The sequence below is a fragment of the Burkholderia sp. 3C genome, from assembly GCF_054589155.1.
This window is the reverse complement of sequence record NZ_BAAILN010000159.1, coordinates 119656-132129: the sequence shown is the minus strand read 5'-3', so window position 1 is coordinate 132129 and position 12474 is coordinate 119656. Positions and strand designations below refer to the sequence as shown.

Annotated in this window: 11 protein-coding genes; 2 read left to right on the top strand and 9 right to left on the bottom strand. The window is 69.0% G+C overall.

Annotated features, from left to right (window positions below; all coding sequences use genetic code 11):
- Positions 1–8: 8 nt before the first annotated feature.
- From ruvC to ACYP33_RS34595, 6 genes are all read right to left on the bottom strand, one after another.
- Positions 9–554: a crossover junction endodeoxyribonuclease RuvC gene (ruvC, locus tag ACYP33_RS34620; protein ID WP_414443940.1), complete on the bottom strand. Its 546-nt coding sequence runs from the start codon at positions 552–554 to the stop codon at positions 9–11.
- Positions 555–780: 226 nt separating this feature from the next.
- The gene (gene purH, locus ACYP33_RS34615; protein ID WP_459625572.1) at positions 781–2346 is read right to left on the bottom strand and encodes a bifunctional phosphoribosylaminoimidazolecarboxamide formyltransferase/IMP cyclohydrolase; all 1566 of its coding nucleotides are present in this window, start codon (positions 2344–2346) and stop codon (positions 781–783) included.
- Positions 2347–2406: 60 nt separating this feature from the next.
- Complete coding sequence (locus ACYP33_RS34610; protein WP_013696668.1) at positions 2407–2640, bottom strand: Fis family transcriptional regulator; 234 nt, start codon at positions 2638–2640, stop codon at positions 2407–2409.
- A gap of 4 nt (positions 2641–2644) precedes the next feature.
- The gene (gene dusB / locus ACYP33_RS34605; protein WP_414443942.1) at positions 2645–3685 is read right to left on the bottom strand and encodes a tRNA dihydrouridine synthase DusB; all 1041 of its coding nucleotides are present in this window, start codon (positions 3683–3685) and stop codon (positions 2645–2647) included.
- A 245-nt stretch (positions 3686–3930) separates the two neighbouring features.
- Complete coding sequence (locus ACYP33_RS34600; protein WP_459625570.1) at positions 3931–5142, bottom strand: UbiH/UbiF/VisC/COQ6 family ubiquinone biosynthesis hydroxylase; 1212 nt, start codon at positions 5140–5142, stop codon at positions 3931–3933.
- 19 nt (positions 5143–5161) lie between these two features.
- On the bottom strand, positions 5162–6679 hold the full coding sequence (locus tag ACYP33_RS34595; RefSeq protein ID WP_459625589.1) for an aminopeptidase P N-terminal domain-containing protein: 1518 nt from the start codon (positions 6677–6679) through the stop codon (positions 5162–5164).
- A gap of 119 nt (positions 6680–6798) precedes the next feature.
- Between ACYP33_RS34595 and ACYP33_RS34590 the strand changes: the two genes are divergently transcribed.
- Positions 6799–7413: a glutathione S-transferase family protein gene (locus ACYP33_RS34590; RefSeq protein ID WP_414450336.1), complete on the top strand. Its 615-nt coding sequence runs from the start codon at positions 6799–6801 to the stop codon at positions 7411–7413.
- A 99-nt stretch (positions 7414–7512) separates the two neighbouring features.
- On the opposite strand, the gene ACYP33_RS34585 is transcribed toward ACYP33_RS34590, so the two are convergent.
- The 3 genes from ACYP33_RS34585 to ACYP33_RS34575 form a co-directional block, all read right to left on the bottom strand.
- A complete protein-coding gene (locus ACYP33_RS34585) occupies positions 7513–9144 on the bottom strand; it encodes an FMN-binding glutamate synthase family protein (RefSeq protein ID WP_414443946.1) in 1632 nt (543 codons plus the stop codon).
- A 193-nt stretch (positions 9145–9337) separates the two neighbouring features.
- Complete coding sequence (gene mnmA / locus ACYP33_RS34580) at positions 9338–10510, bottom strand: tRNA 2-thiouridine(34) synthase MnmA (protein ID WP_459625568.1); 1173 nt, start codon at positions 10508–10510, stop codon at positions 9338–9340.
- Positions 10507–11016 carry an NUDIX hydrolase gene (locus ACYP33_RS34575; RefSeq protein ID WP_414450334.1) on the bottom strand — a complete coding sequence of 170 codons (510 nt, stop codon included), beginning with the start codon at positions 11014–11016 and terminating at the stop codon, positions 10507–10509. Before ACYP33_RS34575 ends, mnmA begins: the two co-directional genes overlap by 4 nt.
- Before the next feature lie 303 nt (positions 11017–11319).
- Between ACYP33_RS34575 and ACYP33_RS34570 the strand changes: the two genes are divergently transcribed.
- Positions 11320–12462: a Re/Si-specific NAD(P)(+) transhydrogenase subunit alpha gene (locus tag ACYP33_RS34570; RefSeq protein WP_459625567.1), complete on the top strand. Its 1143-nt coding sequence runs from the start codon at positions 11320–11322 to the stop codon at positions 12460–12462.
- Positions 12463–12474: the final 12 nt, after the last annotated feature.

The window sequence follows — 12474 nt, the reverse complement described above, 5'->3', positions numbered from 1 at the left end:
CGCCCGCCTCAGCCCACCAGCCGGCCGCGCCGCACGCGAAAGCCCTTCTTGACCAGCGAAGGGGCGAGGCCGCCGAGCGCTTCGAGCGTGCCGCCGCCGTGTGCATGGCAGATCGCCACGCCGAGCGCATCGGCCGCGTCGGTGCCGGGCAGGCCCGACAGCGCGAGCAGGCGCACCACCATCTGCTGCATCTGCTCCTTGGTGGCGCGGCCGTAGCCGACGATGGCCTGCTTCAGTTGCGTCGGGGTGTATTCGGCCACCGGCAGCGCACCGGCCACCAGCCCGCAGATCGCCGCGCCGCGGGCTTGGCCGAGCAGCAGGGTGGATTGCGGATTGACGTTGACGAACACTTTCTCGATCGAGGCCTGGTCCGGCGCATGTTCGCGCACGAGCGTGGATACGCCGTCGAAGATCACGCCGAGGCGCACCGAGAGATCGGCGGCGGACGGGGTACGGATCACGCCGCTCGCCACGTAGGCGAGCTTGCTGCCGTGCACGTCGATCACGCCGAAGCCGGTGACGCGCAGGCCGGGGTCGATGCCGATGATACGCATGAAGAGCGGGTGGGAAAGCGGGTGAGGAGCGCAGGGGAAATCAGCGGAATGCGCCGATGGTACAACGATCACCGCGTGGGTTGGGCAACGGCGGGCGCGGTTCGCACCACGTCGCGCCATGAAAAACGGCGGCGAGGAAAGCCTGCGCCGCCGTTTCGCGGGGCGGTGGCGGTTGCCCGCTCGCCCCGGTTTGCCGCCTGTCGAGCGCCGTGGCCGGCGCGGGTGATCAGTGACGGAAGTGACGGATGCCCGTCAGCACCATCGCGATGCCGTGTTCGTCGGCTGCCGCGATCACTTCGTCGTCGCGCATCGAGCCGCCCGGGTGGATCACCGCGGTCGCGCCGGCGGCCACCACCACGTCGAGGCCATCGCGGAACGGGAAGAACGCATCCGACGCCACGGCCGAGCCGGTCAGCGTGAGGCCGGCGTTCTGCGCCTTGATGCCGGCGATGCGGGCCGAATCCACACGGCTCATCTGGCCGGCGCCGACGCCGAGCGTCATGCCGTTGCCGCAGAACACGATCGCGTTCGACTTGACGAATTTCGCGACGCGCCAGGCGAACAGCAGATCGTCGAGTTCCTTCGGCGTCGGCTGGCGCTTCGTCACCACGCGCAGTTCTTCGGGTTGCACGTTGCGCGAGTCGAGCGACTGCACCAGCAGCCCGCCGCCGACGCGCTTCAGGTCGAATGCATTGAAGCCTTCGCCGAGCGCGATTTCGAGCAGACGGACGTTCTGCTTGGCCGCGAACACCTGCTTGGCCGCTTCCGAGAACGACGGGGCGATCAGCACTTCGACGAACTGCTTGGCCACCGCTTGCGCGGTCGCTTCGTCCACTTCGCGGTTGAACGCGATGATGCCGCCGAACGCCGAGGTCGGATCGGTCTGGAATGCCTTGGCATAGGCTTCGGCCGGGCTGGCGGCCACCGCCACGCCGCACGGGTTGGCGTGCTTGATGATCACGCAGGCCGGGGCGTCGAAGGTCTTCACGCATTCCCAGGCCGCGTCGGAATCGGCGATGTTGTTGTACGACAGTTCCTTGCCCTGCAACTGGCGGTAGTTCGCCAGCGCGCCGGCCGGGGTGGTCAGGTCGCGGTAGAACGCGGCCGTCTGGTGCGGGTTCTCGCCGTAGCGCAGGTCCTGCACCTTGTCGTACGCCAGGTTCAGCGTGGCCGGGTACGGCTTGCGCGTGGCGTGCTGCAGCTCTTCGGTCAGGCTCGTCAGGTAGTTCGTGATCGCGCCGTCGTATTGCGCGGTGTGCGCGAACACCTTGGTGGCGAGGCGGAAGTTGGTGGTGTAGCCCACCGTGTTGCCGTTCGCCTTCATTTCGTCGAGCACCACGGCGTAGTCGGCCGGATCGACGATCACGGTCACGTCGCGGTGGTTCTTCGCGGCCGAGCGCAGCATGGTCGGGCCGCCGATGTCGATGTTCTCGATCGCGTCGGCCAGCGTGCAGTCGTCCTTCGCGATGGTCGCGACGAACGGGTACAGGTTCACCACCAGCAGGTCGATGGTCGGGATGCCGTGCGCGTCGAGCGCCTGCATGTGTTCGGGCAGGTCGCGGCGCGCCAGGATCCCGCCGTGCACCTTCGGGTGCAGCGTCTTCACGCGCCCGTCGAGCATTTCCGGGAAACCGGTGTAGTCGGCCACTTCGGTGACGGGCAGGCCCGCGTCGGCCAGCAGCTTCGCGGTGCCGCCCGTCGACAGCAGCTTGACGCCCTGTTGCGAGAGGGCCGTCGCGAATTCGACGATGCCGGTTTTATCGGAAACGGAAAGGAGCGCTTGCTTGATCATGATGGGGAGCACCAGTAGCCAGGGAAACGGGGGACGGAAGCGGCCGGTCGTGCAACGGCCTTACAGCAGGCCGTGCTGCTGCAGCTTCTTGCGCAGCGTGTTGCGGTTGATGCCGAGGTACTCGGCGGCGAGCGACTGGTTGCCGCCCGCCTGTTCGAGCACGACCTCAAGCATCGGCTTCTCGACGCACGACATCACCATGTCGTAGACGTCATGCGGATTGGACCCGTCGAGATCCCGGAAATACACGTCCAGGCTGTCGCGGACACATTGTTCGATGTTGTGCTTGCTCATGCTGCTATTGAATAGGGTCGGATGCGCCGCCGTCGTCGACATAGACGAGATGGTCGGACAGCGCGCGCTGCGCGTCGAAATAATCGTTGACGGCGGCAAGCTGGTCGCGTGTGGAATCGAGCGTATTCATCCGGTGCCGGAACGCGTTGGCGCCGGAAAGGCCGCGAGTGTACCAGCCGATGTGCTTGCGCGCAGTACGTACGCCGGTAAATTCGCCGTAGAACGCGTAATGATCTTCCAGGTGCTCGTTGAGCAGGTGCTGGATCTCGTCAACGCTCGGTGGCGGCAGGGTTTCGCCGGTTCGCAGGAAATGCTCGATTTCGCGGAACAGCCACGGGCGGCCTTGCGCGGCGCGACCGATCATCAGCGCGTCGGCGCCGGTGGCGTCGAGCACGGCACGTGCCTTGGCCGGCGAGGTAATGTCGCCGTTCGCCACCACCGGGATCTTCACCGAGGCCTTCACGGCGGCGATCGTGTCGTATTCGGCGTCGCCCTTGTAGAGATCGGCGCGCGTGCGGCCGTGCACGGTCAGCATCGCGATGCCGGCGTCCTGCGCGAGCCGCGCGATGGTCAGCGCGTTCTTGTGCTCGCGATCCCAGCCGGTGCGGATCTTCAGCGTGACCGGCACCGCGTCGGGGCCGGTGCCCACAGCCGCCACCACCGCCGAGACGATCCGCACCACCAGCGGTTCGTTCTGCAGCAGCGCCGAACCGGCCGCCACGTTGCAGACCTTCTTGGCCGGGCAGCCCATGTTGATGTCGATGATCTGCGCGCCGTTCGCCACGTTGTAGCGGGCCGCCTCGGCCATCATCGCCGGATCGGCGCCGGCGATCTGCACCGCGATCGGTTCGACCTCGCCCGTGTGGTTGGCGCGGCGCATGGTCTTCTCGCTTTTCCAGAGCTGCGCGTTCGACGCGACCATCTCGGACACGGCGTAGCCGGCGCCCAGCCGCTTGCAGAGCTGGCGGAACGGGCGATCCGTGACGCCGGCCATGGGGGCGACGAACAGGTTGTTGCGCAGGACGTGAGAGCCGAGAACGGGCATTGCAATGGCAGCGCCCGCGCGAGGGCGCGGGCAACGATCGGACGGTGGGAAAACGCGCATTTTACCGTAAGCGCCGGGGGGGCCGGGCGATCGCGATTGTCGACAAGCGTCAAATCGAGATGAAGCTTCGGTGAAATTCCGGTGACGGTGTCACGGTGGGGCCGGGCGACCACGCCGGCCGGCCGCTGCCCGGGTGTTGACCTGATGTCGTGCCGATATCGCCCGACCTGGGCACCGGCGCGGGATCAGCGGCGCTGGCCGAACATCATCTGACGCGCGATCACCGCCTTGAGCGGCGGCACGAATTCGAGCGCGGTCAGGGCGGCCCCGCGCAGCGCCGCGAGCGGGCGCGATTCGATCGTAAACAACCGCGCCAGCAGATCGGTCGCGCCGATCGTCAGGCGCCGGTCGAGCACCCGGCGCCCGTTGAACGCGGCCAGCGCGAGCGGCGTGGCGCCGTGTTCGGACAGCGCGTCGACCAGCGTGTGCGCGTCGCGCAGGCCGAGGTTCAGCCCTTGTCCCGCCACCGGATGCAGGGTTTGGGCGGCGTTGCCGACGCTCGCCACGCGGCCGCTGACCAGCGTGGGCGCGGCGGCCAGCCCGAGCGGGAACGCGGCGCGGCCGGCGATCTGCATGAAACGGCCCATGCGTGTTCCGAACGCGATGCCGAGTTCGGCGAGAAACGCCGCGTCGGGCAGCGCGGCGCGGCGCGCGGCTTCGTCCGGCGAGCAGCACCAGACGAGCGCGTAGTCGGCCTGGTTCGGGCCGCCGAGCGGCAGCAGCGCGAGCGGGCCTTCGGGCGTGAAGCGTTCCCAGGCCACGTGCGGCTGCGGCGCGGCCACGCTGACGGTGCCGACGATGGCGGTTTGCGCGTAATCGCGGCGGTGGCGCTCGTCGCGCACGCCGTTGCGCGGGGTGTCCTGGAACAGCCCGCCCTCGGCGTTGACGAGCGTACGCACGCGCAGTACGCGTTCGCCCTGGGGCGTGTCGAGCGTGACGCTCACGCCGTCGGTATCCTGTTGCGGCGCGCGCGCGGTGGTCGAGGTCAGCCATTGCACCGGCGTGGCGTGGACCGCGCGCGCCAGCGTGCCGACCAGCGAGCCGTAGCGCGCCACGTAGCCGAGCGCATCGACGCCGTGTTCCTCGCGGTCGATCAGCGTGCGGCCGAAGTGGCCGCGCTGCGAAACATGGATGTGTTCGATCGGCGTCGCGTCGCCGGGCCAGCCGAGTGCGCCGAGCAACACGCGGCTGCCGTGCGAGACGGCGATCGCGCGCGGGTCGCCGGCGCTGGCCGACGGGTCGCGGGCATCGACGAGCACCACCGACAGCGCCTGCGTCGCGCTGCGGCGCGCGAGCCAGCCGGCCAGGGCGAGGCCGACCGGGCCGGCGCCGATGATGGCGACATCGGCGTCGAATGGCGTGTCGGACGGGGCGGTGGGAGCGGGAGCGTGCGTCATCGTGCGGGTTCGCCTGCGCTTAACTTACGACGGGTACGACGGGTACGACAGCCGCCGCACCCCGCGCGTCGCGCATCAGCGCCTCGATCTCGTCGGCGGCCACCGGCACGTCGCGCGTGATCAGCTCGCAGCCGTCGGCGGTGACGAACGCGTCGTCCTCGATGCGGATGCCGATGTCGTGGAATTCGGCCGGCACGTCGTCGGCCGCGCGCACGTAGAGGCCCGGCTCGATGGTCAGCGCCATGCCCGCGCGCAGCGTGCGCCACGGCAGCGCGCCCTGGGCGTCGCGTTCGGCGCCGCGCTCGCGGTAGTCGCCGCAATCGTGCACGTCCATGCCGAGCCAGTGGCCGGTGCGATGCATGTAGAAGCGCGAGTAGGCGCGCTCGGCGATCACGTCGTCGACGCTCGCGAAGCGCGACTTCGGCACGATGCCGGTGTCGAGCAGGCCCTGCGCGAGCACGCGCACCGCCGCGTCGTGCGGCGCCTCGAACGGCACGCCGGGGCGCGTGGCCGCGGCGGCCGCCTCCTGCGCGGCCAGCACGATGTCGTAGAGCGCGCGCTGCGGGCCGGAGAAGCGGCCGTTCGCGGGGAACGTGCGGGTGATGTCGGAGGCATAGCCTTCGAGTTCGCAGGCCGCGTCGATCAGGATCAGGTCGCCGTCCTGGGCCACGGCGTTGCCGGCCGGGTAGTGCAGCACGCAGGCGTTCGCGCCGGCCGCGACGATCGAGCCGTAGGCCGGCCCGGCCGAGCCGTGGCGGCGGAATTCGTGCAGCAGTTCGGCCTCGATTTCGTATTCGCGGATGCCGGGGCGCGTGACCGCCATCGCGCGTCGGTGCGCGCTCGCGGAAATCACGCCGGCGCGGCGCATGATCGCCTGCTCGTGAACGTCCTTGACGAGGCGCATCTCGTCGAGCAGCGGCGTGAGATCGTGGGCCGAGGCCGGCGCGGCCACGCCGGCGCGGCTGCGTGCGCGCACGGCGTCGAGCCAGCCGGCCAGTTGCCGGTCGAACTCGGCCGATGCGCCGAAGCGGTAGTGCACCGCGCCCGCGTCGCCGAGCAGGCGCGGCAGTTCGGTATCGAGCACGTCGTTGGCGAACGCGGCGTCGAAGCCGAACGTCTCGCGCGCGGCGTCGGGGCCGTAGTGGAAGCCTTCCCAGATCTCGCGGTCGGGATGCTTCGCACGACAGAACAGTATCGATTCCGGTTCGCCGCTGGCCGCGCGCGCGTCGAGCACGAGCAGCGCGTCGGGTTCGGTGAAGCCGGTCAGGTAATAGAAGTAGCTGTCGTGACGGTACGGATAGCCGGCGTCGCGGTTGCGCATCGCTTCGGCTGCGGTGGGGACGATCGCGACGCCGCCGCCCGTCGCGCGCAGCGCGGCGAGCACGCGCGCACGGCGCTGGCGGTAGACGTCGGGGGCGAGGGCGGTTTCGGTGGGTGCGTTCATGGCGCGATTGTAGCGCTGTCGCGCAGGGCGCGCGTCGGTCGGTGCGGCCGGCCGCCGGCCCTTGTCGCAAGCGGCGTTGCGACGCTGTTGCATCCGGTCCACAGGCTGTCCGGGCGACTTGCGCCGAGGGCCGGGTGGGCGGTTATGATCGTCGCCGACGTCTGACGACGTATACTCTCGGGCGGTATTTACTTGGCAGGCAGGCAAGCAGGATGATCAAACTCATCGGTTCGCTCGGCAGCCCCTACGTGCGCAAGGCGCGTATCGTGCTGGCCGAAAAGAAGATCGATTACCAGTTGGAACTCGAGAACGTGTGGGGGCCGGACACCACGATTCACGGCTCGAATCCGCTCGGCAAGGTGCCGTGTCTCGTGATGGACGACGGTGCGGCCGTGTTCGATTCGCGCGTGATCTGCGAATACGCAGATACCTTGTCGCCGGTCGGCAAGCTGATTCCGCCGTCGGGGCGCGAGCGCGTCGAGGTGCGGTGCTGGGAGGCACTCGCCGACGGCGTGCTCGATGCGACGGTCAACATTCGTGTCGAACACACGCAGCGCACGCCGGAACAGCGCAGCGAGGCCTGGATCGCGCGCCAGCAGCGCAAGATCGACGACGGCCTGGTGGCGATGTCGCAAGGCCTTGGCGGCAAGCCGTGGTGCGTCGGCAATCACTACACGCTGTCGGATGTCGCGCTCGGTTGCGCGCTCGGGTATCTCGACTTCCGCATGCCCGAACTCGCCTGGCGCGAGCGGCATCCGAACCTCGACAAGCACTTCGTGAAGCTCTCGCAGCGGCAGTCGTTCATCGATACCGTGCCGCAGGACTGATCGCCCATCGGGCTTATCAACGAACAGCATCAAAAAAACGCCCCGCCGGGCATCGCACCGGCGGGGCGTTTTTACGCGTGCGGCACGGCCTCGCGGGGTTTATTCGTCGTAGGCCGCCCACGCCGCATAAGCCGCGTCGCCGATCGAGAACGAATCGCTGCGCGCCGCCGGCCACCATGTGTCGTAGAGCGTCAGGCCGAGCTTCTCGCCGGTCAGCAGCGCGCCCGGCTTCACGTACTTGAGCAGTTGCGACATCAGCCGCACCTCGTGCGGGGCGACGCGCTGCACGATGTGATGCGCGTGCAGGTCGGCCGGATGCGCGAGGCCGGCGGCCTGCACCAGCTCCTGCAGCGCATGCAGCGTATTGCGGTGGAAGTTGTAGACGCGCTCCGACTTGTCGGGCACCACCAGCGCGCGCTGGCGCACTTCGTCCTGGGTCGCCACGCCGGTCGGGCAGCGGCCGGTGTGGCAGGTCTGCGCCTGGATGCAGCCCACCGCGAACATGAAGCCACGCGCCGAGTTGACCCAGTCCGCGCCGATCGCGAGCGTGCGCGCGATGTCGAACGCCGTGATGATCTTGCCGCTCGCGCCGATCTTGATGCGCTCGCGCAGGCCGATGCCCACCAGCGTGTTGTGCACCAGCAGCAGCCCTTCCTGCAGCGGCACGCCCACGTGGTCGGTGAATTCGAGCGGCGCCGCGCCGGTGCCGCCCTCGGCGCCGTCCACCACGATGAAGTCCGGCACGATGCCGGTTTCGAGCATGGCCTTGGCGATGCCGAAGAATTCCCACGGGTGGCCGATGCACAGCTTGAAGCCGGTGGGCTTGCCGCCCGACAGCGTGCGCAGCTTCTCGACGAATTCGAGCAGGCCGCGCGGCGTCGAGAATTCCGAATGCGAGGCCGGCGAGATGCAATCCTTGCCCATCGGGATGCCGCGCGTCTCGGCGATCTCGGGCGTGATCTTGGCGGCCGGCAGCACGCCGCCGTGGCCCGGCTTGGCGCCCTGCGACAGCTTCACCTCGATCATCTTGACCTGCGGATCGGCGGCCTGCTTCGCGTATTTGTCCGCGTTGAACGTGCCGTCGTCGTTACGGCATCCGAAGTAACCCGAGGCGATTTCCCAGATGATGTCGCCGCCGTGCTCGCGGTGATATTTCGACAGCGAGCCCTCGCCGGTGTCGTGCGCGAAGCCGCCCTTCTTGGCGCCGAGGTTCAGCGCGCGGATCGCGTTCGCCGACAGCGAGCCGTAGCTCATCGCCGAGACGTTGAAGATGGAAATGTCGTAGGGCTGGGCGCGCTCGGCGCCGACGCGAATCCGGAAATCGTGGTTCGCGAGCCGGGTCGGCACCAGCGAGTGGCTGATCCACTCGTGCGCGACCGCCTTGACGTTCAGCTCGGTGCCGTACGGCCGGTTGTCGGCCACGTTCTTGGCGCGCTGGTACACCACGCTGCGCTGGGCGCGCGAGAACGGCTTCTCGTCGGTATCGTCCTCGACGAAATACTGGCGGATCTCCGGGCGGATGAACTCGAACATGAAGCGGAAGTGGCCCCAGAGCGGGTAGTTCCGCAGGATCGCGTGGTGATCCTGTTGGAGATCCCAGAGGCCGAGGCCGACGAGGGCGGCGGGGATCAGGATCCAGGGCCACGCGATCAGGTGGGACAAGGCGAGGAGGGCGAGCAGAACGAGCACGAGCGTCGCGCACCACATCGCGAGATAGCGTCTTGCAAACATGGGGGATTCCTTATTCTTCGGTTGGCCGCCATGGCGAGGCCGTCAAGGCCGCGGCCGGCGGCGCACGGCGCCGGCCGCCTGCTGGTGCGGCGGCCAATCGTCGCGTGCCGCAAGTCTAAACCGATAATGTGTCAGGCCGCTTCGAAGCCGGCCCCACTAAAGGCGGTTGAAAGGCGCGAGAAAGCGGCCCGATTCAGATCGCCACGCCGCCGGCCGTCTCGCGCGCGAGCGCCGCGCCCACTGCGTCGGCCGAGCCGGGCTGGCCCGTTGCGACCACCTCGATGATGCCGCCGCCCAGGCAGATTTCGCCGTCGTAGAGCACGGCCGACTGGCCCGGCGTGACGGCCCATTGCGCGGCCTCGAACGCTAGCGAGAAGCGCGCCTCGCCGGCTTCGCCCGGCTTGGCGCGGCCGAACGCGCAGGCCGCGTCGGCCTGCCGGTAGCGTGTTTTCGCGCCGCACGTGAAGCCTTCGGCGGGCGGCTCGCCGGCCACCCAACTGACGTTGCCGGCCACCAGTTCGTGCGACAGCAGCCACGCATGATCGTGCCCCTGCGCGACGTACAGCGTGTTCGACGCGATGTCCTTGCCGGCCACGAACCACGGCTCGCCGCTGCCGTCCTTGCTGCCGCCGAGGCCGATGCCCTTGCGCTGGCCGAACGTGTAGAACGCCAGGCCGATGTGCTCGCCCACGCGCCGGCCGTCGGGCGTCTTCATCGGGCCGGGCTGGGTCGGCAGGTAACGGTTCAGGAAATCGCGGAACGGCCGCTCGCCGATGAAGCAGATGCCGGTCGAATCCTTCTTCTTCGCGTTCGGTAGGCCGATCAGTTCGGCGATCTCGCGCACGCGCGTTTTCGGCATCTCGCCCAGCGGGAACAGCGTTTTCGAAAGCTGCGCCTGATTGAGCCGGTGCAGGAAGTAGGACTGATCCTTGGTGTGATCGAACGCCTTGAGCAGCTCGAAGCGGCCGTCGCGCTCGCGCACGCGCGCGTAGTGGCCGGTGGCGATGGTTTCCGCGCCGAGCGACATCGCGTGATCGAGGAACGCCTTGAACTTGATCTCGGCGTTGCAGAGCACGTCCGGGTTCGGCGTGCGGCCGGCCGAGTATTCGCGCAGGAATTCGGCGAACACGCGGTCCTTGTATTCGGCGGCGAAATTGACAGCCTCGACGTCGATGCCGATCAGGTCGGCCACCGACACCACGTCGATCCAGTCCTGACGGGTCGAGCAGTACTCGCCGTCGTCGTCGTCTTCCCAGTTCTTCATGAACAGGCCGACCACGTCGTAACCCTGTTCCTTCAGCAGCCACGCGGTGACCGACGAATCGACACCGCCCGACATGCCGACCACGACACGTTGCTTCTTCATTTGCTGACAGCCTGATGTTCGGGCGTCGCGCGGTAGGGCGCGACGGAATGCGTATGGACGAACTCCAGCGGCACGCGGCGGCCGGCGAGGTAATCGTCGACGCACTGCATGACCGCGGGCGTGCGGTGGCGATGCGAGGCGGCGCGCAGCTCGTCGGCCGTCATCCACAGCGTGCGGACGATGCCGTCGTCGAGCGCGCGGCCCGCGACGGTTTCGCCGGCCCGCCCGCAGAACGTGAAGCGCAGGTAGGTCGCGCCGCCCTTGCCGGGCCGCTCGAAGTGCGTCTGATAGACGCCCACCAGCGCTTCCGGCTCGAACGGGTGCGCCGTTTCCTCGAGCGTTTCGCGGATCACGGCCTCGATCAGCGTTTCGCCGGCCTCGAGATGGCCGGCGGCCTGATTGAGCCGCAATCCTGCCGACGTGTGTTCCTCGATCAGCAGGAAGCGGCCGTCGCGTTCGACGATCGCGGCCACCGTGACGTGCGGGGTCCAGAGTTCGGGTTTCATGGGCGAGCATTTTACCGGTTGCGCGGCGCGGCTGCCGAAGCGCAAGCGGGGGCGGCCCCGGCACGCGCGGCGATCCGGCCCCAAGCCTGCAGCAAGCCAGTCGCAAGCCGGCCACCACCGTGCCTGACCGATCCGCAGCCGTTTGTCCAGCCGGGAAAGGGCCGGATGCGGCACGGCGGCGGCGATCGGGTACATTGGCGCGTTGACCATGCCGTTGCCCCGAGCCGGTCGTCGTCGTCCGGAAATGCTCCGGCTCGCCTCGCAGTCGAAATCAAGAATCAGAAAGCCAGCTGGAGGATCACGATGCAGATCGGAGTGCCCGTCGAGACGCGGGCTCATGAGGCGCGCGTGGCCGCGACGCCCGAAACCGTCAGGAAATACGTGGCGGCCGGCCACGCCGTCAGTGTCGAGCATGGCGCCGGCACGGCCGCGAGCTACCCCGACGACGCCTATGCGGCCGCCGGCGCGACGCTGGCCGAGCGCGCAGCCGTCTACGCCGCGGACCTGGTGCTGAAGGTGCAGGCGCCCGACGCGGCCGAGCTGGCGCTGATGCGCCGTGGCGCGGTGCTGGCCGGCATGCTCGATCCGTTCAACACCGAGCAGGCCGCGCAGCTCGCGGCAGCCGGCGTGACCGCGTTCGCGCTGGAGGCCGCGCCGCGCACCACCCGCGCGCAAAGCCTCGACGTGCTGTCTTCCCAGGCCAATATCGCCGGCTACAAGGCGGTGCTGCTGGCCGCCTCGCTCTATCCGCGCTTCCTGCCGATGCTGATGACGGCTGCCGGCACCGTGAAGGCGGCCCGCGTGCTGGTGCTCGGCGCGGGGGTGGCCGGCCTGCAGGCGATCGCCACGGCCAAGCGGCTCGGCGCGGTGATCGAGGCATCCGACGTGCGGCCCGCCGTCAAGGAGCAGATCGAATCGCTCGGCGCGAAGTTCGTCGATGTGCCGTTCGAGACCGACGAGGAACGCGAGGCCGCGCAGGGCACCGGCGGCTACGCGCGGCCGATGCCGCCGTCGTGGCTCGCGCGGCAGGCGGCGCTGGTGCACGAGCGCGCCAAGCAGGCCGACATCGTGATCACCACCGCGCTGATCCCTGGCCGCGCCGCGCCCACGCTGATCCAGGCCGAGACGGTGGCCGCCATGAAGCCCGGCGCGGTGCTGGTCGACCTGGCCGCCGGGCGCGGCGCGCCCGGCCCGGACGGACGGCGCGGCGGCAATTGCCCGCTGACCGTGGCCGACGAAGTGGTGAACGTGCACGGCGTGACGATCGCCGGCCACACCAACCTCGCCGCGCAGGTGCCGGCCGATGCCTCGGCGCTCTACGCACGCAATCTCGCCGACTTCCTGAAGCTGATCGTCACGCAGGAAGGCGTCCTGAACATCGACATGAACGACGACATCGTCGCCGCGACGCTGCTGTGTCGCGACGGCGACGTGGTCCGCAAATAAGGGGGCGATCGC

Coding starts and splice junctions, on each gene's coding strand:
- ACYP33_RS34600 (WP_459625570.1), bottom strand. CDS start 5,142: ATGACGCACGCTCCCGCTCCCACCGCCCCGTCCGACACGCCATTCGAC.
- ACYP33_RS34590 (WP_414450336.1), top strand. CDS start 6,799: ATGATCAAACTCATCGGTTCGCTCGGCAGCCCCTACGTGCGCAAGGCG.
- ACYP33_RS34575 (WP_414450334.1), bottom strand. CDS start 11,016: ATGAAACCCGAACTCTGGACCCCGCACGTCACGGTGGCCGCGATCGTC.
- ACYP33_RS34570 (WP_459625567.1), top strand. CDS start 11,320: ATGCAGATCGGAGTGCCCGTCGAGACGCGGGCTCATGAGGCGCGCGTG.
- purH (WP_459625572.1), bottom strand. CDS start 2,346: ATGATCAAGCAAGCGCTCCTTTCCGTTTCCGATAAAACCGGCATCGTC.
- ruvC (WP_414443940.1), bottom strand. CDS start 554: ATGCGTATCATCGGCATCGACCCCGGCCTGCGCGTCACCGGCTTCGGC.
- dusB (WP_414443942.1), bottom strand. CDS start 3,685: ATGCCCGTTCTCGGCTCTCACGTCCTGCGCAACAACCTGTTCGTCGCC.
- ACYP33_RS34595 (WP_459625589.1), bottom strand. CDS start 6,679: ATGCAACAGCGTCGCAACGCCGCTTGCGACAAGGGCCGGCGGCCGGCC.
- ACYP33_RS34610 (WP_013696668.1), bottom strand. CDS start 2,640: ATGAGCAAGCACAACATCGAACAATGTGTCCGCGACAGCCTGGACGTG.
- ACYP33_RS34585 (WP_414443946.1), bottom strand. CDS start 9,144: ATGTTTGCAAGACGCTATCTCGCGATGTGGTGCGCGACGCTCGTGCTC.
- mnmA (WP_459625568.1), bottom strand. CDS start 10,510: ATGAAGAAGCAACGTGTCGTGGTCGGCATGTCGGGCGGTGTCGATTCG.